Annotated in this window: 17 protein-coding genes; 10 read left to right on the forward strand and 7 right to left on the reverse strand. The window is 43.3% G+C overall.

Annotated features, from left to right (window positions below):
• Positions 1-122: 122 nt before the first annotated feature.
• Both O3Q51_10825 and O3Q51_10830 read right to left on the reverse strand, forming a co-directional pair.
• The gene (locus O3Q51_10825; protein ID MCZ4409308.1) at positions 123-689 is read right to left on the reverse strand and encodes an acyltransferase; all 567 of its coding nucleotides are present in this window, start codon (positions 687-689) and stop codon (positions 123-125) included.
• The gene (locus O3Q51_10830) at positions 689-3,064 is read right to left on the reverse strand and encodes a polysaccharide biosynthesis tyrosine autokinase (GenBank protein MCZ4409309.1); all 2,376 of its coding nucleotides are present in this window, start codon (positions 3,062-3,064) and stop codon (positions 689-691) included. The genes O3Q51_10825 and O3Q51_10830 overlap by 1 nt, the downstream gene beginning before the upstream one ends.
• An 89-nt stretch (positions 3,065-3,153) precedes the next feature.
• Between O3Q51_10830 and O3Q51_10835 the strand changes: the two genes are divergently transcribed.
• Both O3Q51_10835 and O3Q51_10840 read left to right on the forward strand, forming a co-directional pair.
• A complete protein-coding gene (locus O3Q51_10835; GenBank protein ID MCZ4409310.1) occupies positions 3,154-4,587 on the forward strand; it encodes an MBOAT family protein in 1,434 nt (477 codons plus the stop codon).
• Positions 4,584-5,501: a hypothetical protein gene (locus O3Q51_10840; GenBank protein ID MCZ4409311.1), complete on the forward strand. Its 918-nt coding sequence runs from the start codon at positions 4,584-4,586 to the stop codon at positions 5,499-5,501. The genes O3Q51_10835 and O3Q51_10840 overlap by 4 nt, the downstream gene beginning before the upstream one ends.
• 120 nt (positions 5,502-5,621) lie before the next feature.
• Here O3Q51_10840 and O3Q51_10845 read toward each other — a convergent pair whose 3' ends face one another.
• Positions 5,622-5,939: a thioredoxin family protein gene (locus O3Q51_10845; GenBank protein ID MCZ4409312.1), complete on the reverse strand. Its 318-nt coding sequence runs from the start codon at positions 5,937-5,939 to the stop codon at positions 5,622-5,624.
• A 73-nt stretch (positions 5,940-6,012) separates the two neighbouring features.
• Complete coding sequence (mazG, locus tag O3Q51_10850; GenBank protein ID MCZ4409313.1) at positions 6,013-6,786, reverse strand: nucleoside triphosphate pyrophosphohydrolase; 774 nt, start codon at positions 6,784-6,786, stop codon at positions 6,013-6,015.
• 63 nt (positions 6,787-6,849) lie between these two features.
• On the opposite strand from mazG, the gene O3Q51_10855 reads away from it, so the two are divergent.
• The 3 genes from O3Q51_10855 to O3Q51_10865 are packed head-to-tail and all read left to right on the forward strand — an operon-like array spanning position 6,850 to position 8,910.
• Entirely contained in the window at positions 6,850-7,935 is a 1,086-nt protein-coding gene (locus O3Q51_10855) for an acyloxyacyl hydrolase (protein MCZ4409314.1), read from the forward strand.
• Complete coding sequence (locus O3Q51_10860) at positions 7,932-8,660, forward strand: DUF2807 domain-containing protein (protein MCZ4409315.1); 729 nt, start codon at positions 7,932-7,934, stop codon at positions 8,658-8,660. Before O3Q51_10855 ends, O3Q51_10860 begins: the two co-directional genes overlap by 4 nt.
• A gap of 58 nt (positions 8,661-8,718) precedes the next feature.
• On the forward strand, positions 8,719-8,910 hold the full coding sequence (locus O3Q51_10865) for a membrane or secreted protein (protein ID MCZ4409316.1): 192 nt from the start codon (positions 8,719-8,721) through the stop codon (positions 8,908-8,910).
• On the opposite strand, the gene O3Q51_10870 is transcribed toward O3Q51_10865, so the two are convergent.
• On the reverse strand, positions 8,907-9,938 hold the full coding sequence (locus O3Q51_10870; protein MCZ4409317.1) for an FAD:protein FMN transferase: 1,032 nt from the start codon (positions 9,936-9,938) through the stop codon (positions 8,907-8,909). The two genes, O3Q51_10865 and O3Q51_10870, sit on opposite strands and share 4 nt — an antisense overlap.
• A gap of 68 nt (positions 9,939-10,006) precedes the next feature.
• Here O3Q51_10870 and O3Q51_10875 point away from each other — a divergent pair, with 68 nt between their 5' ends.
• Genes O3Q51_10875 through O3Q51_10885 form a run of 3 tightly spaced genes read left to right on the forward strand, consistent with a single transcriptional unit; the run spans position 10,007 to position 13,009 of the window.
• A complete protein-coding gene (locus tag O3Q51_10875; protein MCZ4409318.1) occupies positions 10,007-11,494 on the forward strand; it encodes a sigma 54-interacting transcriptional regulator in 1,488 nt (495 codons plus the stop codon).
• Positions 11,494-12,081 (forward strand): CPBP family intramembrane metalloprotease, encoded by a 588-nt coding sequence (locus O3Q51_10880; GenBank protein ID MCZ4409319.1) that lies wholly within the window; start codon positions 11,494-11,496, stop codon positions 12,079-12,081. The genes O3Q51_10875 and O3Q51_10880 overlap by 1 nt, the downstream gene beginning before the upstream one ends.
• Complete coding sequence (locus O3Q51_10885) at positions 12,071-13,009, forward strand: septum formation inhibitor Maf (protein ID MCZ4409320.1); 939 nt, start codon at positions 12,071-12,073, stop codon at positions 13,007-13,009. The genes O3Q51_10880 and O3Q51_10885 overlap by 11 nt, the downstream gene beginning before the upstream one ends.
• A gap of 20 nt (positions 13,010-13,029) precedes the next feature.
• On the opposite strand, the gene O3Q51_10890 is transcribed toward O3Q51_10885, so the two are convergent.
• Together O3Q51_10890 and O3Q51_10895 are read right to left on the reverse strand one after the other, a co-directional pair.
• Positions 13,030-13,548: a DUF2911 domain-containing protein gene (locus tag O3Q51_10890; protein ID MCZ4409321.1), complete on the reverse strand. Its 519-nt coding sequence runs from the start codon at positions 13,546-13,548 to the stop codon at positions 13,030-13,032.
• Positions 13,549-13,568: 20 nt separating this feature from the next.
• Positions 13,569-14,015 (reverse strand): hypothetical protein, encoded by a 447-nt coding sequence (locus O3Q51_10895; GenBank protein ID MCZ4409322.1) that lies wholly within the window; start codon positions 14,013-14,015, stop codon positions 13,569-13,571.
• 15 nt (positions 14,016-14,030) lie between these two features.
• Between O3Q51_10895 and O3Q51_10900 the strand changes: the two genes are divergently transcribed.
• Both O3Q51_10900 and O3Q51_10905 read left to right on the forward strand, forming a co-directional pair.
• A complete protein-coding gene (locus O3Q51_10900) occupies positions 14,031-14,909 on the forward strand; it encodes an SDR family oxidoreductase (protein MCZ4409323.1) in 879 nt (292 codons plus the stop codon).
• 103 nt (positions 14,910-15,012) lie between these two features.
• Complete coding sequence (locus tag O3Q51_10905; GenBank protein MCZ4409324.1) at positions 15,013-19,026, forward strand: M43 family zinc metalloprotease; 4,014 nt, start codon at positions 15,013-15,015, stop codon at positions 19,024-19,026.
• Positions 19,027-19,450 lie beyond the last annotated feature (424 nt).

The raw sequence follows: 19,450 nt of genomic DNA on the forward strand, positions 1-19,450 counted from the left end.
GCTTCGTTCAGTTCATTATTAACATCTCCAAAATATTTGATGTTTTAGCAAGATTCTGTTGGTCTAGTTCTTGAATTCATAAGACTGTCTAACTCAATCCTAAAGAATAATCCAACTTGGAATTAACGCTTTTCTGTCCTGAGCTTCTTTTCCAAATTCAGCATTCCTGATTTTCGCGGTTTGATGGTTCGGCAGGGAGTCCCTCTGGCAATTACGCCGCTTGGAATATCTCGATTTACCAAGGCCAAGGCCGAAATGGCCGAACCTGCTCCGATGCTAACTCCGGGGAGTATAACCGCACCCGCTCCTACGATAACGTGTTTTCCCAGCTCAACGGGTTTTGAAATAACATTAGTGTATTGCTCTGGAACCGTGGGGTTGGTCATAAAATCACCCGAGTAATCGTCGCTGCTCGAGTAGATCGATACGCGTCCCGATAATCCGGAGAAGTCATTCATCTTGATGGATGCTCTACCAATGAGGGAACAATGCGTGGCGATATGCACATAGCTGCCGATATCGAAAGGCTGATCAGAAGGGCTAATGACGACAAAATCGTCAATTCGCACATTTTTTCCCAAGGAAATCAGATGAGCATTGTAGATGGAGCACTTATTGGAAACAAGAACGTTTTCGCCCAATTTGGCAAAACCGATTTCATTCAATTCAGCTTCTGAGAGATAAGCCATCAGTCTTTTCCTTGATCATCGCCATAGCCTCGACCATAGCCGTAGCCATATCCGTAACCATAACCATAGCGGTATGCATATCGGCTATAATAACTTCTCCAGCGCTGTGCTTTCACATTATTCAAGATCAAAGCGGTATGGCTCAACTTATTCGCCTCAACGATTTCTTCCAGGTGGCGCACACCTCCGCGGGTCGCTTTCTCGGTATTCATAACAAACATTCCCACATCCACATGGCGCATCAATACCATCGAATCGGAAATCAACATCAACGGAGGAGTATCTACGATGATGTAGTCGTAATCCTTCTTCAATTCATTTAGAAGCTCTTCGACTTTCGGGCTAAGAACCAATTCAGAGGCATTGGGGGGAATAGGGCCGGCAGTAATCACGTCAAGGTTCTCCAATTTTGTATGTTGGATAATTTCGTCCTTGGTGTTCTTTGAAACGATGTAAGTGGATAGACCTCTCTCATTTAACAATCCGAGAGATCGATGCACCTTCGGTTTATGCATGTCAAAATCCAGGAGCAAAACTCTCTTGTGGGCACTGGCAATAATGGCTGCGATATTCACTGAGCAGAAAGTTTTTCCCTCACCCGGATGTAGACTTGTAACAAGCATAAGCCTACTACCGGGGGCATCGCTGAAATACTGGAGATTTGTTCGGATACTCCTAAAGGCCTCCGCCACATTTGACCGTGTATTCGTAGAAACCACTAAGCGTTCATCAACACCCACATCGGTGCCCGGCACGCCACCAAGAATAGGTAGGTGAGAAATTTGTTTGAGCTCGCGGGTGTTCTGAATTCGATCGAAGAAAACCATTCGAACAAAGGCGATGACCAATGCTATGAATAATCCAATTGCCAATGCATAGTAGACTATACGGTCCTTCTCAGGACCAACGATTCCGACACCTCGACCTATCTCAATGATGCTAACCTCGGGCACAATAGCTGCACGAGCGATCACCGTATTCGCTTTTTTCTCGAGAAGGTAAATGAACATCTTCTCATTTACGTCCAGGTTTCTCTCTATATTCAGAAGCTCACGTTGAGACTCCGGCAATCTTCGCAATAAGTTTTCGTAGTAGGATATCTCCTTTTTCACATCCTTCATGCGGTCGGCCATGGCACTGCGCAGGTTGTTGATGTAAATCAGAATATTCGACCGAAGGTTTTGCATTGTTTCAGCGGCACGATCCGATCCGGGGCTTCCATCTTTGTAATCAAATGTAGCCTGTGATTTCTGTACTTCCAGATTGTACAGCTCCCTCAAGGAACCTTGGAGAAATTCATCCTCAGTGATGTATAAAGCCGGTGGAAGAATCTTCGTGTTCTCCTTACTACTGATCAGGTAATTTTCCAGCGATTCAAGCGACTCCAGCTTCATGTTGATCTGCCGTTTCTCCGACTCAAACCCGAGGAGTTTTTCAAAAAACTGAGCCTGCTCTCGCGAAAGATCAAGGATGTCTTGCTGCTCTTTGTAAGATTCCAGATTGGTCTCAATCGAGTCCAAAATCCCCGTGATACCGCTCAACTGACGATCTATGTAATCGAGGGTGTTTTTGTTGAGATCGATTTGAGACTGAATAGTGTAATCGATGTAAGTCTCGGAAAGAGAGTCGAGAAAAGTCTTTGCTTTCAGCTCCAATTCGTCGCGCATGGAGATCACAAGAATACTCGTATTCTCTTCGTTTCCGATCCTCAAGTTGCTCTTGTACTTACTGATCAGAAAGTTCTTGCTGTTGACCACAAATCGGTAATCGTTGTTCTTCAGTTGATCGAATGTCTCATCACTTAAAAGACTATTTCGATCGAGACGAAGCAGGTAATCAGACTCAATGATGTCTTCGTTGAATTTATGCTGTCGCTCTATCTGCTCACCATTCTTTTCAAAGATCAGCACGAATTCCTCTTTATTGAGAATGCGCACATCGAAAGGAACACCAAACAGAGCACCGTCTGATTCGACCAATTTAATGTCGACATCAAAGGCGTCGATATTGGGAATCTCAGTTGTTTTTACCCGACCTACGATGTAGTAAGAGACTTGAAAGTCGAGCTTTTCGAGTGTCCTCGAAATCAAATCATGAGACTGCAGGACTCTGATCTGATTGGTAATTTGACTTACTCCCGAACCATACCCCGTCAGGTTTCTATAGATCTGACTTTGGTATTCAGTACCCGTTCCGGAGCCCAATAAAATCTGCGTCTTCGCTCCGTACTCATCGGGCAAACGATGTGCATAGATATAAGCCCCAATTCCCGCTAAAACGGGAACGACGAGAAGGATCAAGATGTTCTTTGAAAGAAACTTAAGGACTACCAGCAGGTCGTCAGTATCAATGATGTTGGTCTTCTTTTCGGCCATGCACCTATTTGGAGATAAGCTACAAAGGTAAAATTTAGCCGATTGCAGAAAACCTCTCTATCGAAGGAAAAGAAATTATATTCGTCGCGATGCTTTTCAATAGCTTCCAATTTTTAGTATTTCTGGTAATAGCCTTCAGCGCTTATTGGCTATTCTTCCATCGCCACCGTGCCTTGAGAAATAGCTTTTTGTTGGTATCCAGCTATCTTTTCTATGGTTGGTGGGACTACCGGTTTCTTGGTTTGATCGCTTTCAGTACGCTGGCAGATTTCGCGGTTGGACAGGCCATATTCAAGTCTGAGCAGGCCTCTAAACGCAAAATTCTTTTGGCCACGAGCCTACTCGTGAACCTAGGACTATTGGGCTATTTCAAATACGCCAATTTCTTTGTTGACAGCTTTGCAGACTTTAGTCGAAGTGTGCTTGGCTTGGAACCAAATGTGTCAAGTCTTGCGATAATTCTTCCTGTTGGGATCAGCTTCTACACCTTTCAAACGCTGAGCTACACCATTGACATTTATCGAAAACGACTCGAACCGACAAAAAATCTCGTTGAGTTCGCAGCTTTCGTTTCCTTCTTTCCGCAGCTTGTGGCAGGGCCGATCGAAAGAGCATCGAATCTACTGCCTCAATTCAAAGAAAAAAAGAGTTTTCGATACGAAGACGGTAGCGAAGGAATGCGCCTCATCGTCTGGGGGCTTTTCAAAAAAACCGTCATCGCCGACAATTGCGCACCTTATGTCAATGAGATTTTTTCGAACTATCAAGACCAGCCTGCCGCGGTTTTATTCATGGGAGCCGTTCTTTTCGCTTTTCAGATCTACGGCGATTTCTCGGGTTATTCCGATATCGCCATCGGTACCGCACGGCTTTTCGGCTTTCGCCTGATGACGAATTTTAACTACCCTTATTTCTCTAGAGATGTAGCGGAATTCTGGCGGCGGTGGCACATTTCGCTGAGTACCTGGTTTCGTGATTACCTCTACATTCCACTTGGCGGAAGCCGAAGGAACATGAATAGAACCCTGCTGAATGTCTTCATCATTTTTGTAGTGAGTGGATTTTGGCATGGAGCCGATTGGACTTTTATCGTTTGGGGTGGCCTGCATGCACTATTCATTATGCCGGTCGTAGCCTTGGGCCTCAACAGAAAACACTTGGCCGAAGAGCGCACAACCATTCCCAAAATCACCGAAATCGCTCAGATGGGACTCACCTTTTTCTTGGTTTGCCTGGCTTGGGTTTTCTTCCGGGCACCATCTGTTAATGTGGCGGGTGATTACCTCCTTGGAATGATTCAGCGTCCGCAGCTTCCCGAAAATTTTTACTTCTTCTCACCTTGGCTGTTGGGCTTGATCGGATTCATGCTAATCTCAGAGTGGCTGGGGAAAAACCACAGCCCTGAACGGTGGATGGAAAAAATCCCCAAATGGGGCAGGTATGCTTTTTACCTGCTGCTATTTGGCCTTTGGTTTCTCTTTGCGTCTTCCGAAAAACAAGAGTTTATCTACTTCCAGTTTTGAAAAGGTTTTTGATCCGTATCGCTATTTGGGGGGCGCTGCTAGCAGTAACATTTGGAATTGTGATAGCTTACCATGCGGGGCCGCGCACAGATTATTTCTACAATCGCTTTACTCAACCAAAAGCCCGAAATCTCATCTTGGGTTCTTCGCGTGCTGCTCAAGGAATCAATCCTGCAGAATTGGATGAGGAAGGTTCCGTCGAGTTTTTCAACTATTCCTTTACCAATTACAATTCGCCCTATGGTCAATGCTACTTTGCTGCGGCGAAAAAGAAGTTTCTGGAAAAGAATGGTGCTGTCACCATTTTAGAAGTCAACCCCTTTACCTTGAGTAACTATCGAAAAAACATGAAGGGCGACGAGGAGATTTTTGAAGAATGTGAAACGGCCCCTTCCAATATGTGGATGATAGACGCCGACCCCAATTTTGAATACATCATCCGAAACTATTCTGATGACCTGCGCACACTCACAGGCATCAAGCCTCGACCCTATGCCATCTACCTTCACGACGATGGCTGGCTAGAGATTGAAATGCCCTTTGATACCGCATATTTCAAAGAAAACACTGAAGATAAAGTCAGGAATTACAATGAACTCGTTCCAAAAATGAAGCCTTCCACCGAGAGATGGAAGGCTTTGAATGAAACAGTTGCCTATTTCAAAAAATACGGAGAAGTCTTTTTGGTTCGTGTCCCGGTTTCTCCTGAAATGGAGGAGATCGAAAAAAATTACTACCCCTCTTTTGATTCAGACGTAATGGCTTTCGCCAACGGCAATAGCATTGAATTTCTCAACTACTTTGATTTGAACGACTCGCTCTATTTCACGGATGGAAATCATCTCCATCGAGAGTCGGCTCGAAGATTCTCGAAGATTCTTGGAGAGGATATAAAAACCTCCCTGCATCAATAATTTAATACCGGTTGCAAAGAGTTCTCAGAGAAAATTTACGAGCAGAGCGCTTTTTTGAGACCGCAGAGTTTCGCAGTCGCCATCAATTGAGAAAAACAGATCTCAAAAAGAATAGCCCTGTTAGTCTAGTTTCTCAAGAAGAGATACGATATAGTCCTCTTTCGAAGTAGCAGAACCTTCAACGAATTTTCCATCTTTAAAAATGGCGAAAAACGGAAGGTTGTCAACGCCTGCAGCTTTTCGAGCTACCTCGTTCTGCTCGGCATTGGCTTCCAGAAAAGAAATTCCGGTAAATCTTTCATCGTCAGAAAGCCTTCTATACTTTGGAGCAATCAATTTGCATGATCCACACCAATCGGCATAGTATTTTACGACTGCCTTATTATTGCTTTCCATTACAGCATTGAAGTCTTCTTGAGTGATATTTTGTACGCTCATAATATTCGTATTTTGTGCTCTGCAAAGATAAGTCGACTATCGACTATGAAAATATTATTTCCATAGATATTTATTATGAGGTCTTTTCCAAATCCTTTGCCCGGTCCCAATAAACATCCATTTCTTCAAGCGTCATGTCGCCCATACTCTTCCCATCTTTGGCCGATTCTACTTCCAGATATTGAAACCTGCTGATGAATTTTCTATTGGCTCGTTCTAAGGCGTCGTCAGGATTTACATCCAAAAAGCGCGCATAATTGATCAGGGAAAAAAGCACGTCTCCGAACTCACTTTCGATGCGATCGGTTTTTTGATCTACCTCTACTTTCAGTTCTTGAATTTCTTCCTGAACCTTCTCCCAAACCTGATCGGCATTGTCCCAATCAAACCCAACGCCACGCGCTTTATCTTGAATTCTCCCTGCTTTCACCAAAGAAGGAAGCGATTTTGGCACTCCTTCTAAAACCGATTTCTTTCCTTCTTTCAATTTGAGTTTTTCCCAATTGGCTTTCACCTCTTCCTCGTCCTTTACCTCAACGTCGCCGTATATATGCGGATGCCGGTGAATCAGCTTTTCACACACGCCATTAAGGACGTCAGCTACATCAAATGCTCCCTTTTCGCTTCCAATCTTGGAGTAAAAAACCATGTGGAGCATCAAGTCTCCCAACTCCTTCTTAACCTCCTCAAGATCGCCATCAATTATCGCATCCGATAACTCATACATCTCTTCTATACTCAAGTGTCTGAGCGATTCCATGGTTTGCTTTCGGTCCCAAGGACATTTCTCTCGCAACTCATCCATGATGGTCAGTAAACGCTCAAAAGCTTTCAATTTTTCTTCCATTGGGGCTATTTTAATGCAAAAGTAGGGATTTCATTATGGCAAATTTCAGGTGAAAAAACTTACTTGAAAGCTATTACATTTGGCGTCGTGGCAAGACTTGCACTCTTTTTTCTGTTAATCACATTCTCTACACAAGCCCAACAGACTTCGTGGGATATTGAGGCTACTGCTCTTGCCGGGGTTCTATTGCCACATCACGAGGATATGCTCTACCTTAGGGATGGACACGTTCTTGGTGGAGAAATAAGCTTGACCAAAAGAACGGACGGTAGTAAAGATTGGCACCATCGCTATTTTTTTCCTCGATGGGGATTTAGTGTAAACGGCTACGATCTCGGATCTCAATACATGGGAAATGGCTATGCGGGAAGGGTTTTCTTCGATCTCCCTATGACGGAAAAGAGAAATTTCTTTTTGAAATTATCTATCGGTGCGGGCTGGATCGAAAAGCCATTTGAAGCTGATGAAAACACGCGAAATTCAGCGATAGGTTCTCATCTCAATGCGGCCCTCGGACTTGAGGCTCATTTCAATTTGAAGCTCGGCGAAAAATGGGCGTTCAGACCAGGCATTGGCATTCACCACTATTCGAATGGGGCCTCGAAAATGCCAAATTCAGGAATAAACCTTGGCTTGATACGAATGGCATTTATGTATCAGTTTGCCCCTCAGCCTTTACCCGAATTGAAAATACCCGAGTATACACCAACAAAAGCAAACTTAATCGTCGGCGTATCCGGAGGCATGAAAGAGATTAAGCCGATCGGTGGAAAGAAATACGGCGTCATCAATGTTTTCGGAATTTACCAAAAGCGGATATCCGGTAAATCTTCATTTGGAGGTGAGCTTGGGGTAAATTACAATGAGAGTCTGCAATACGCTAATGACCAGGCAGATCAGGACAATCCGGATTCAAAGGATAATTTCAGACCTTACATTGCGGGAATCTACCAACTGCATTTTGATCCACTGTCGATAAGATTGAGTTTGGGTGGCTACATTGCGCCGCGCTATACCGATGACGGACTCATCTTTCTGCGGTATCACTTGGTTTATGATCTTGATCGAGTACAATTCTTTGCGGGATTGAAATCGCATTACGCGAAAGCGGATAATATCGAAATAGGACTAGCCTATAGACTGAAATGAGAAAAGTCGTCATCATATCGCTATTGTTAATCACTGCTAGTTGTGGCAAGGAAAATCGCTGGGATTGCTTCAAGTCTTATGGAGATAAAACAACCGAGACTCGGACTCTTGGTGAATTTGACTCAGTTTTTCTAGAGAGCAATATTGATGTAGAATACCACTATTCAACCGATTATCTAATAGAAGTTGTTTTTGGTGATAATATCATTGAACACATCAAAACCGATGTAGAGGATGGTGAGTTGAAAATTTCGAACGAGACAACTTGCAATTGGGTAAGAGACTTGAGCAAGCGTCCGCTTGCCAAAATCTACGCCCCTACCCTTGCATACATGGAAAACAGATGCTCCGGTGACATTACATTCGTGGACACGCTGTACTCAGATGAATTCATTTACGAGCAATGGGAAAGCAACGGAGTGGCGAATTTCTTGGTAGAAAATGATCTAACCATTGTTAAAATGCACGTGGGATACTGTGACGTAACGATAAGTGGAAACACAGGCCAAGCCGAGTTTTACTCTGCCTCTGTAGGAAGACTTAGAGCGCGCAATTTAATTAGCCCTATAACGCTCAGTAACAATACTTCTATTCAAGACATGGAGCTCTATGCGGCTGATTACCTGTACGCGGAGATTAATCTTAATGGTGACATAAGGTACGCCGGAGAACCAGAGGAGATTGATGAAAACATCTCGGGCTCCGGAATGCTTTCACCTCTCTGAATTCTTAACTACCACTTTTCAAACTCACTTTGTATCTTTGCCGAAAGTTTAAATCATGATTAAGCTCGTATTTCTTACTGTAGGACTTTTAGCCTTAGCTTTTGCAGGAATTGCTATCAAAATTCTGGTTAAAAAAGACGGACAATTTGCCGGAACTTGCGCGAGCAACAACCCTCTTGTACAGCAAGAAGGAGCTTCATGTGGTGTGTGCGGCGCACGCCCCGAAGAGCAGTGCCGAAAAGACGATTAAAGATTTTCCAGCGCTTTTTTCAAGCCTTCGCTTGTATAAGTTATTACCTCACCTTCTTCATCATAAATCAAGAACACCTCGAGATTCATTTCGGGGTGTGAAGCCAAGAACTCCTTGGTTTCCTCCACTCCCATTACCATGAACGCTGTGGCAAAGGCATCCGCATTCGTGCAATTGGATGCCATAACCGTTGCGCTAAGCAAATTGTGATTTACCGGCTCACCCGTTGATGGATCAATGGTATGAGAATACTTCCTCCCATCTTTTTCGTAGAATTTTCGATAGCTCCCTGAAGTGGCCAATGCCGCATTATTTAACGTTACGATTGCCTCGAGCCGTCGGTTTTGCGAAGTAGAACTTGGCTTGTCCACTCCTATTCGCCAGTATTCTTCATTCTCGTTTTTTCCTGCCGCTTTTACCTCACCTCCGATCTCGACCATATAATCCGCAATACCTTCACTTTCAAGGAAATCGCTAACAACATCAACCGAATAGCCTTGAGCGATGCCATTAACATCCATTTGGTGTCCCTGATACTTTACGAAAAGGATACTCTCAGAACTCTCATCGGCGATGATTTGAAAATCGTAATTGACAAAATCCCTAAGCGAGTCAAGGTTTTCTCCTGCATTCAGTTCACCTCCGTCAGGACCAAAACCCCAAGCCCTAACCAAAGGCATGATCATGGGCTGGAAGGCTCCTTGGGTCATATCGTGAACTTCTCTTCCTCTGAAGAAGACAGTCAAAAAATGGTCGTCAGCAACCAATATGGATTCGGTACCATTGAATTCAGTTAATACAGATTCATCCACCCAAGCTGATAATGAAAGATCAATTTGACGCAAAATTGAATCAATCTGCGATTTTTCAACCTGCACTTCTCCTGAATATTTAATGGAATAGGTAGTGCCTTGAGCCTCGCCTTGAATCAATTGGACATCAGTATTTTCCACCTTTTGAGTTTGTGGACTATCGCAGGAATAAAGCAGAAGAATGGCGGATAAAATAAAAAGAGTGGAGTATTTCATCTGAATGTTGGCTCTCTAGTCCTCAACTAATACCTTAGAGGATTGTTAGAAGTTCAAAGGTATATCATATGTCAAAAAGCCGCGCCAAAACCTTGGCCGAATTAAAAGCCACGGGATACGAGCCCAAAAACATTAAGGATGAGATCAGGGAAAATCTGATCGAAAAACTCAAGACGGGAGAGCCCGTTTTTGAAGGTGTCCTTGGTTACGAAAAAACGGTATTCCCCGAAGTTGAAAGGGCCATTTTATCGAGGCATAACATAAATTTCCTCGGTCTTCGCGGTCAAGCGAAAACGCGCATGGCAAGACAGCTCGTGCAGCTTTTGGACGAATACATCCCAATCGTTAAAGGCTCCGTAATTCACGATGATCCATTGCGACCCATTTCCAACTATTCGAAAGATATTATCGAGAAGCAAGGTGATGAAACGCTTATTGACTGGGTACATCGCGATGAGCGCTACACTGAGAAATTGGCAACACCCGACGTTACAGTCGCCGATCTGATTGGTGACGTTGACCCTATCAAAGCTGCTAATCTCAAATTGGATTATGCTGATGAGCGTGTGATTCACTTCGGGTTGATCCCCAGATCACATCGCGGAATATTCGTCATTAACGAATTACCTGATTTGCAACCCAGAATTCAAGTGGCTCTTTTCAATATTTTGCAAGAAGGAGATATTCAAATCCGAGGGTTTAAATTGAGATTGCCTTTGGACGTGATGTTTGTGTTTACGGCCAATCCGGAAGACTATACAAACCGTGGTGCTATTATCACACCGCTGAAGGATAGAATTCAGAGCCAGATATTGACGCACTATCCCAAGGACATTGAGATCTCAGCTTCCATCACTAAGCAAGAGGCGAAGCTAACCGACGAGCAGAAGAAAACCGTCGAAATCCCAGACCTGGTTGCAAAAATTATTGAGCAGTTGGCCGTAGAAGCTAGGAATAGCGAATATGTAGATCAAAAAAGTGGTGTATCAGCAAGACTCACCATCTCGGCTTACGAGAACATTGCCAGCGCTGTGGAAAGAAGGATTTTGATCAATGGCGAGGCAAAGGGTCGAGCACGAATTGGTGACCTATTAGGCATTCTACCTTCTATTACCGGAAAGGTCGAGTTGGTATATGAAGGCGAACAGGAAGGAGCAAAAAATGTGGCGTTCAGCCTTATGGGAAAAGCCATCCGCAGTCTCTTTGCACAATATTTCCCCGACCCTGAATTGGCCAAGCGCCGAAAAAACGAACCGAATCCCTACGAAAAGGTAATCGGATGGTTTGGCAAAAACGACTTGGAACTTGAGGCCGATTTTACTGAAAAGGAATACAAGGCCAAGTTGAATGAAATTCCTGACTTGGATAAGATATCGGCAAAGTATAATCCGAATGTGAACGAAGAAGATAAACTCTTGCTCATGGAATTCATTCTACATGGATTAGCTGAATATTCGATGCTTAGCAAAAACGTAATGGAAGAAGGGCTTTCGTTTTCCGACTTGTTCAGTAGCGTATTCAGCATGGACGATTACGACGAGCAAGACAATATTTGATGAAACGCCGATTGATAGGTCTAGCTTGGGTCACACTTTTGGGTTTCCCACTGATAGGCTGGCTCTTGCTATACTTTTTTCGCGATGAACCTTTACAACTCATTTTCAGAAGTTCATCGTCGATTCCATTGCAAGTTGTTATTGGTCTCATCTCGGGCACTCTTCTTGGCTTAGCCGCAAAGTGGCTTATCACCAGGCCCTTTCTAAACCAAGTCGGGATCAAGTACGGCCGGATTATCCAAAATTTTGGTATTTCAACAGCGGGTATTTGGTTCGTCTCATTCTGTGCCGGTTTTGGAGAGGAACTCCTTTTTAGAGGAGCCATTCAGCCATTAATCGGAATTTGGGTCACAGCCTTTGTTTTTGTTGCGATACATGGATACCTCGATCCGAGAGATTGGAAGATCTCAGTTTATGGAATATTCATGACGTTAGCCATTGCAGCTCTTGGTTATCTCACCGAATACTTTGGAATATGGACTGCTGCGACCGCTCATATGATGATAGATGTAGTGTTGTTTTATTACCTTACTCGGTTGAAGATTCAACCCGAAAATATTTACCAAGTTGATTCACATGAATTCTAATTTCCTTCTTTTTCTTCTTTTTTTCTTTCTACTCACCTCGTGTGATGCCCAAGTGAATACCTCTCCTGATGATCCCTACCAAACTTCTCATCCTGAGTCTTTCGCCAACTACTGGTACTCGGGTGAAGCAGAGTTGAATAGGTATGAGTTAGATCAAATGCGATACGGCGAGGTGAGAAAAGGCGAAGCGGTTATGATTTTCGTAACAGAAGATTTCCTTCCTGATGATCAGGTTAAAAAGGAATTTGGCGATAAGCCGGCAACAAGCATCTTGAAAATTAACTTCCTTAAAAAATTCATTACGGGCATCTATGATTATTCGACTATGACCAGTGCTTTCACTCCGATCGAATTTAGAAAGTTTCCCTCTACGCTAAAGGTCACGTTTTCGTCGCAAGATTGGTGTGGACAGGTATTTGGACAAATGAATTTTAAAGATCGAAAGCTAAATTTTCAAACTCGATCCTACTTCCAGGCAGAAGGAGACGAGGACTTGTCTTTTGATGCGACATATATCGAAGATGACATTTGGAATAGAATGAGATTGGAACCTCAAACATTGCCTTTGGGTAAGATTGAGATGGTGCCATCCATGGAATATTTGCGGCTCAAACACAAAGAGGTAAAATCCTACCTATGCGAGGCAAATCTTTTTCTTCAAGTAAATGACGATAAGTCGGGTGAAGAATTTTATTCCTACCAATTGACATACCCCGAGCTTGACAGGAAGCTCATTGTTAATTGCGAAAGCCGCTTCCCTTTTAGGATTTTGGGTTGGAAAGAAATATGGAATGCTTCTTCCGGTAATCCTCAAGTCACTGAAGCGAGACTCACCGAAACGATGAAAAAACCCTATTGGGCTCTCAATTCTGAAAAAGAAAAAGCCCTAAGAGATTCCTTAGGGCTCGACTACCGAATAGATCGATAAGTTAATTCGGAAGATATTCTTTATCCAATTTCGAAAGAAACAACCATATTTTCCCACATCATGGTTACTACTCCGCCTTCAGAAACCCGGAACATCAGTCTTTCCTGACTGTCTTTGTTCATCTGAGATTTCACGGTAAAACGATGAACGTCTTTGGATTCATCGTAGTTGTATGCGCCCCATTGATCCCATTCACTGTTTAAGATTATTGTCCATTCGTCCTTACCGGGAATGGTAAATAGCGCATATTTTCCAGCAGGGACCAACTTTCCACCAATCTTCATGTCTTTTTCTAACATAATCGTAGTGGCCTCATTGGCTCCCGTTCTCCATATTTTTCCATAAGGAACAAGTTCTCCCCATATCACTCTATCTTTTACCGCAGGGGAAGAGTAGTCAATGGTCACTTTCCCCGAAGCCAATGTAGCTTCAGCCGTTTTTGGCGGACTAGGCCTGTCTGCTTTATCTTGAGCGCTCAATGAAGTTCCTACAAAAAGGAAGGCTATAAATAGTAAGCTGATTGTTTGAATTCTTTTCATGATTTTCTGAATTAGATGATTTAGTCTGTGCTTATTCTGTGTACGTCGTTATTGTCTTGTTCAATTATGTCTTTGACTTCTTCAATTCGTTTGGCAACAATAGCCATTTCTCGATGACCGTTTTTTATCAGCCAATTAAAGGAGGCTTGGTTTCCGTCGCCTGTCATGGCCACATGGGCCAAAACGTCAAATTTATACTTCTTTAGCCATTCGACGGCATCTTTCTTTCCTTCTGCACCAGCGATGGTAGCGGCCAAATGCTGATGGCCATTTTCCAAAAGCCATTTGAGCGCATCATCTTTGTTGTTTAGCGCAAAAACAAAAACGTTTAATTCAGGATAACCGTTGGTCGCGAGCCAATCCCTTATTTTTTTGTTACCACCAATGGCCTCGGCCCAAGCCACAAGAATCTTCGCTGGATAAGATGTTTTCAATATCGACGTGATTTTGTCTATTTTTCGGCTCATCTAAAATTGTACCAAATGCAGTATTCGGAACCGATGTTTAAAGATAAGGTTTTAAAAGACAAAACAATTGTGATAACGGGGGGAGGAACAGGACTCGGAAGGAGTATGTCAACTTACTTTTCTCAACTCGGCGCTAACGTAGTCATTACCAGTAGAAAGCTAGATGTTCTTGAAAAAACGGCTGAAGAAATTTCAGCAGAAACAGGAGGGCGAGTGCTAGCTGTAGCTTGTGATGTTAGAAAAGAAGATGAAGTAAAAGCATTACTTGATGCCACGCTCAAAGAGTTCGGAGCGGTGCACGGTCTGTTGAATAATGCTGCCGGTAACTTTATAAGCCCGACTGAAAGACTGAGCCCTAAGGCATTTAGTGTTATCATCGATATTGTATTAAAAGGTACGATCAATTGCACGATGACCTTTGGTAAGCACTGGATAGAGCAGAAATCACCCGCCACAGTGCTGAATATTGTTACTACCTACGCTTCAACAGGTTCAGGTTTCGTAGTTCCTTCTGCCTGCGCCAAAGCGGGTGTACTCGCCATGACCAGAAGCTTGGCAGTAGAATGGGCCAAATACAAGATTAGATTTAATGCGATTGCTCCTGGCCCGTTTCCAACAAAAGGAGCTTGGGAGAGATTAGTCCCTGCCCCACTGAAGGAAAAAATTGCCCTTGAAAAGCGCATTCCGTTAAAGAGAATGGGAGAGCACCAAGAGCTATCAAATCTCGCAGCCTACCTCATGAGCGATTTCGCGGCTTACATGAATGGTGAAGTTGTTACAATCGATGGAGGCGAATGGCTGCAGGGTGCAGGACAGTTCAATCAACTAGAAGCTGTACCAAACGAGATGTGGGATGCAATCGAGCAACACATTCGTTCCCAAAAGGGCAGTTAGGCGGATTATTTTCCATCCAGCAATCCTGTTAAAGTGTCAAAATTGGTCGTAACCATATAGCCTGAAAGGCAGTAAAAGGTCATGAATCCTGCAAATCTGATTCATGACAACAAGACTACTTTGGACATCCCTTTTCTTATTGATATTTAGCGTTTTACCAGCACAAAATAGTACTGAAAATCCGCTATCCTCTATCGAAAATGAACATTCACATGAGCAGTGCGCTCATAGTAGCATCCATGAAAAGCTCATGGACACGAATGAGGCATATCGACAGGAGCAGTTGAATAGAGAAGCTTCACTAGAGCAGCTTATTCTGGATACCAGAGCGGGTTTAGTTCCAAAATCGGATGAGATTCTTACCATTCCGGTTGTTGTACATATCATACATGATGGAGACGCACTTGGAACAGGTTCTAATATTTCAGATGAACAAATCTGGAGCGCCATCAATGGACTCAATGAAGATTACCGTAAGATGGCCGGAACAAATGGTGACGGCGAAGGTGCAGATATAGAGGTTGAATTTTGCTTGGCACAAAGAGACCCTGATGGAAATGCCCACTCAGGAATAAACCGCGTGAGCGGTTGTTCAGTTACAGACTATTGTTCAGAAGGAATCACGGCGGGACAAGGGCAAGGGGCAAACGAGATGGATGTTAAAAATCTCTCACGCTGGCCTAACCAAGATTACTACAACATCTGGGTGGTGACCGAAATTGAAAACAACAATGGAGGTTCAGGGATTCAGGGTTATGCCTATTTCCCAACAACTTCGCCGGTAGACGGTACTGTGCTCTTGTACAATGCTTTCGGAACCACCGGAAACCTCAAATCATACACAAACATGAACCGTACACTAACTCACGAGCTAGGTCACGGTTTTGCACTTTTCCACACTTTCCAAGGTGGTAGTTGTGATGAATCAAATTGCGATTTGCAAGGAGATAGAGTTTGTGACACCCCTCCTACCGTATTAAATTCAAGCTGTTCCAATGCCGCTTGCAGCGGAAATCAGCAAGTGGAAAATTACATGGATTATACAAGCCAGACCTGTAAGGACATGTTTACGGAAGGTCAAAAAGAACGCATGCGACTTTCGATCCAGAACTCAAGGGGTAATCTACTCAATTCCAATGCCTGTGAACCTGTAGTTCCGATTGTGGCTGACGCCGCAATAACTGAGATTTCAGAGCCATCGGGAAGCTCTTGTACTTCAATAATCCAACCTATTGTCACACTTTCAAACTTAGGTTCGACCACGCTTTCGAATGTTAACATCCGATATCGCACTGAGGGTCCATGGGAAAACTTTGCTTGGACGGGACTACTCGGACCTGATCAAAGCACGGTGATTATCCTTCCTGAGTATGACGGAGGCTGGGGTTCTAAAACTCTTGAGGTACAAACACAAAACCCTAACGGAACAAGTGATAGTAATCCGTCGAATAACGGAACAACTTCAGATTATCTAGCCATTGAATCCGCTAATACCGCAACAGTAAATATTACACTAGACGTTTTAGGAGGCCAGACCACTTGGTTGATTAGAGATTTAAACAATAATATACTCGCCGAGGGCGGACCCTATGGAAACTTTCAAAGCGGTCAAGTTGAAACAGCTTCAGTCTGTCTTCTCGATGGTTGCTATGAATTTGTGATGATGGATGCTGTTGGCAATGGAATATGTTGCTTTAACGGGAATGGATCATATGAGGTGCTTGATCAAGATGGAAATGTACTGGCTAGTGGAGCCGAATTCGAAGATGAAGAAATCACTGAATTCTGTTTTAGCTCAGGAGGAAACGCACCTGTAGCATCTTTCAACGCAGTCAATACAAATCCTTGCATTGGCGAATCGGTTTCATTTTCGAATGCATCATCAGGTAGTATTGATGGTCATGAATGGCAATTCTTTGGAGGGACTCCACTTACATTTTCGCAAGCCAACCCAGGATCGATCACCTATAATACCGCAGGTGTTTATGATGTAAGTCTAACCGTTTCAAATGCTTTTGGTGAAGACACTCAACTCAGACAAGATTATATCACAGTTTCGGTCAATTCCACCTGGTATGCAGATGCAGACGGTGATGGACATGGCGATCCGAACAGTAGTCTTCAAGCTTGCACTCAACCAAATGGATACGTTAGTGAGCCTGACGACTGCAATGATGGAAATGGATCCACTTGGGATGATTGTTATGACTGCTTGGGAATGATGAATGGTACCGCAGTTTTAGACAATTGTGGCGATTGTGACTCAAACCCCAACAATGACTGCGTGCAAGACTGCGCAGGAACATGGGGCGGAAATGCTTCGGTAGATAATTGTGGGGTTTGTGATGCAAACCCCAATAATGACTGCGTACAAGACTGTGCAGGTACGTGGGGAGGAAGTGCATACGAAGACAACTGTGGTACTTGCGATTCAAATCCTGCGAACGATTGTGTACAAGACTGTGCAGGCATTTGGGGTGGAACAGCCTACTTCGATGAATGTGGCGTATGCGATGACATAGCTGAAAACGACTGTATTCCTTGTGATGACGTGCTTATAGAATTGGTAAGTGTCACAAATCCATCATGTTTTGGATCAGCCGATGGGTCTATCCAAATCGAGTTGACTACAAACGAAGCTGTTTTCGAACTTATTTGGAACAACGGCTCTTCAGAAACGACAATTTCCAACCTTGAAGCCGGAATCTATCAAGCCACTTTATCGCAAGGCGATTGTTCAGCGTTCATTGAAATCACTCTGGAGGATCCTGCACCACTTAATATGAGCTTTACCGCTATCATTCCCGATGATTGTGATGCTGATGGAACAGGCGCATGCACGATAGTCGTAGAAGGTGGTCAAGCTCCGTATAGTCTGTTTTATGGAAACACTCAACTAAGTCAAACTTCCTTTTCAAATCTATCAGGTGGTTTGTATGAGCTTTCAGCATCAGATGCAAACGGATGTTCAACAAGTGGAGAAGTCTTTATTGAGACAATTGGATGCGATACATTGGTAACGTCACAACTAAGTGATGCCTTCTGCAATAGTACGGGATCAATAGCAACGGAAATAACTGCAACAGCAGTAGGCGATGCGAACGGTTATGAGTGGGAATTCACTGCAAGTGAAGCAGAACCCATTATCATTACTACTTCGAGCAACGCCATTAATTTATTGAGCTTTCCTCAAATAGAAACCGAAGTCCAATACGCTATCCGAGTGAGAGGAACAAATGAGAACATTCCGTCTTACTTTGGAGAAGAATGCACCTATCTCGCTACTATTGATCGCCCTGATCTAGTAGTAGAAAACTGCGAAAACACCGTAGTAGATTTTGGAGCAGTTTTGAATTCAACATTTTACGGTTATGCTGAAAACTATGAGTTCCGATTCGAAGACACGGAGTCAAGCGAGCGAATATACCTCTACACTGAAACGGGACAAGTAAGTATCGCTGAAGATTCAGGATTGATTTCAGGAAAAGAATATCTGACTTCTATACGGCTTAATTACAATGGAATTTGGGGTAGCTATGGTGAAATATGTTTGATTGTAATACCGGCTTACACCCAGTCTACATCACTAACTGAGGAGTTTTGCAACAACTTAGAATTAAATTTTGCAAACGTGCAATTGGAACTGCAACCTATTCGAGGAGCGTCCGTATACCAAACCATCTTTGCTAATTCCGAAACAAACTTTAGAGATACCCTTGAACACGAAACTCATTTCATCACAGCAAGTCAGCTCTCAAACCTTGATACCAAATTGGTTTATCAAACTACTTCCAGAGCACTTGTTTCAGGTGAATGGATTCCTTGGGGAACGCAATGCGAATTCGGCTTTAGCAACGACGTTTATAGCCTCAACATTATGTTATATCCAAACCCTTTAAAATCAGGTTCAGAATTGAGCATTGTTACTAAAGGAAACTGGAAAAATCTGACCTTAACAGTTAGAGACATGATGGGGAGACCATTAAAGATAATAACCAAAGACTTTGAACATTTAGTGCCTGGAACAATCACCATTCCGCGAAAAGCCAAAGGAATGTATATGATAACCGCGACACATGCCAAGCAGGTAGTTTCAAAGAAGTTGATAGTGCAATAGATCATTTAAGATATAGTTTAAGGGGAGAAGTCGCTGTTCGGTCATTTATGATCGGCAGCGGCTTTGCCTTTTTAGAGCACATCCCTTCTCTTCATGAATTTTCTGATTATAGCCTAGCCGCTACAAAAGCAAAAAAAATTTATCTCCTAAAAAAGCATCCCTCAACTTTTATCCTCGTCTTTTTTGTGTTCACCTCTATTATGTCGTAAATTGACGAAATAGTTTGAATTAACCATTCAGTAACCAAATTTTAAAAGATGAATAAGATGTCTACGCTTTGGCGCACAACACTCTATGTCTGTGCGATTCTTTTAGGAATTAGTTCAACCGGCTACTCGCAATGCGACCCGGGAGAAACTGCCTATGAAATTACGTTAGCTCCCGGAGGGAGTTTTATTGGAGAAAGAAGTTGGGAGATCGTCCC

The organism is Cryomorphaceae bacterium 1068, from assembly GCA_027214385.1.
In the GTDB taxonomy this organism is placed as follows: Bacteria; Bacteroidota; Bacteroidia; order Flavobacteriales_D; family Cryomorphaceae; genus JAKVAV01.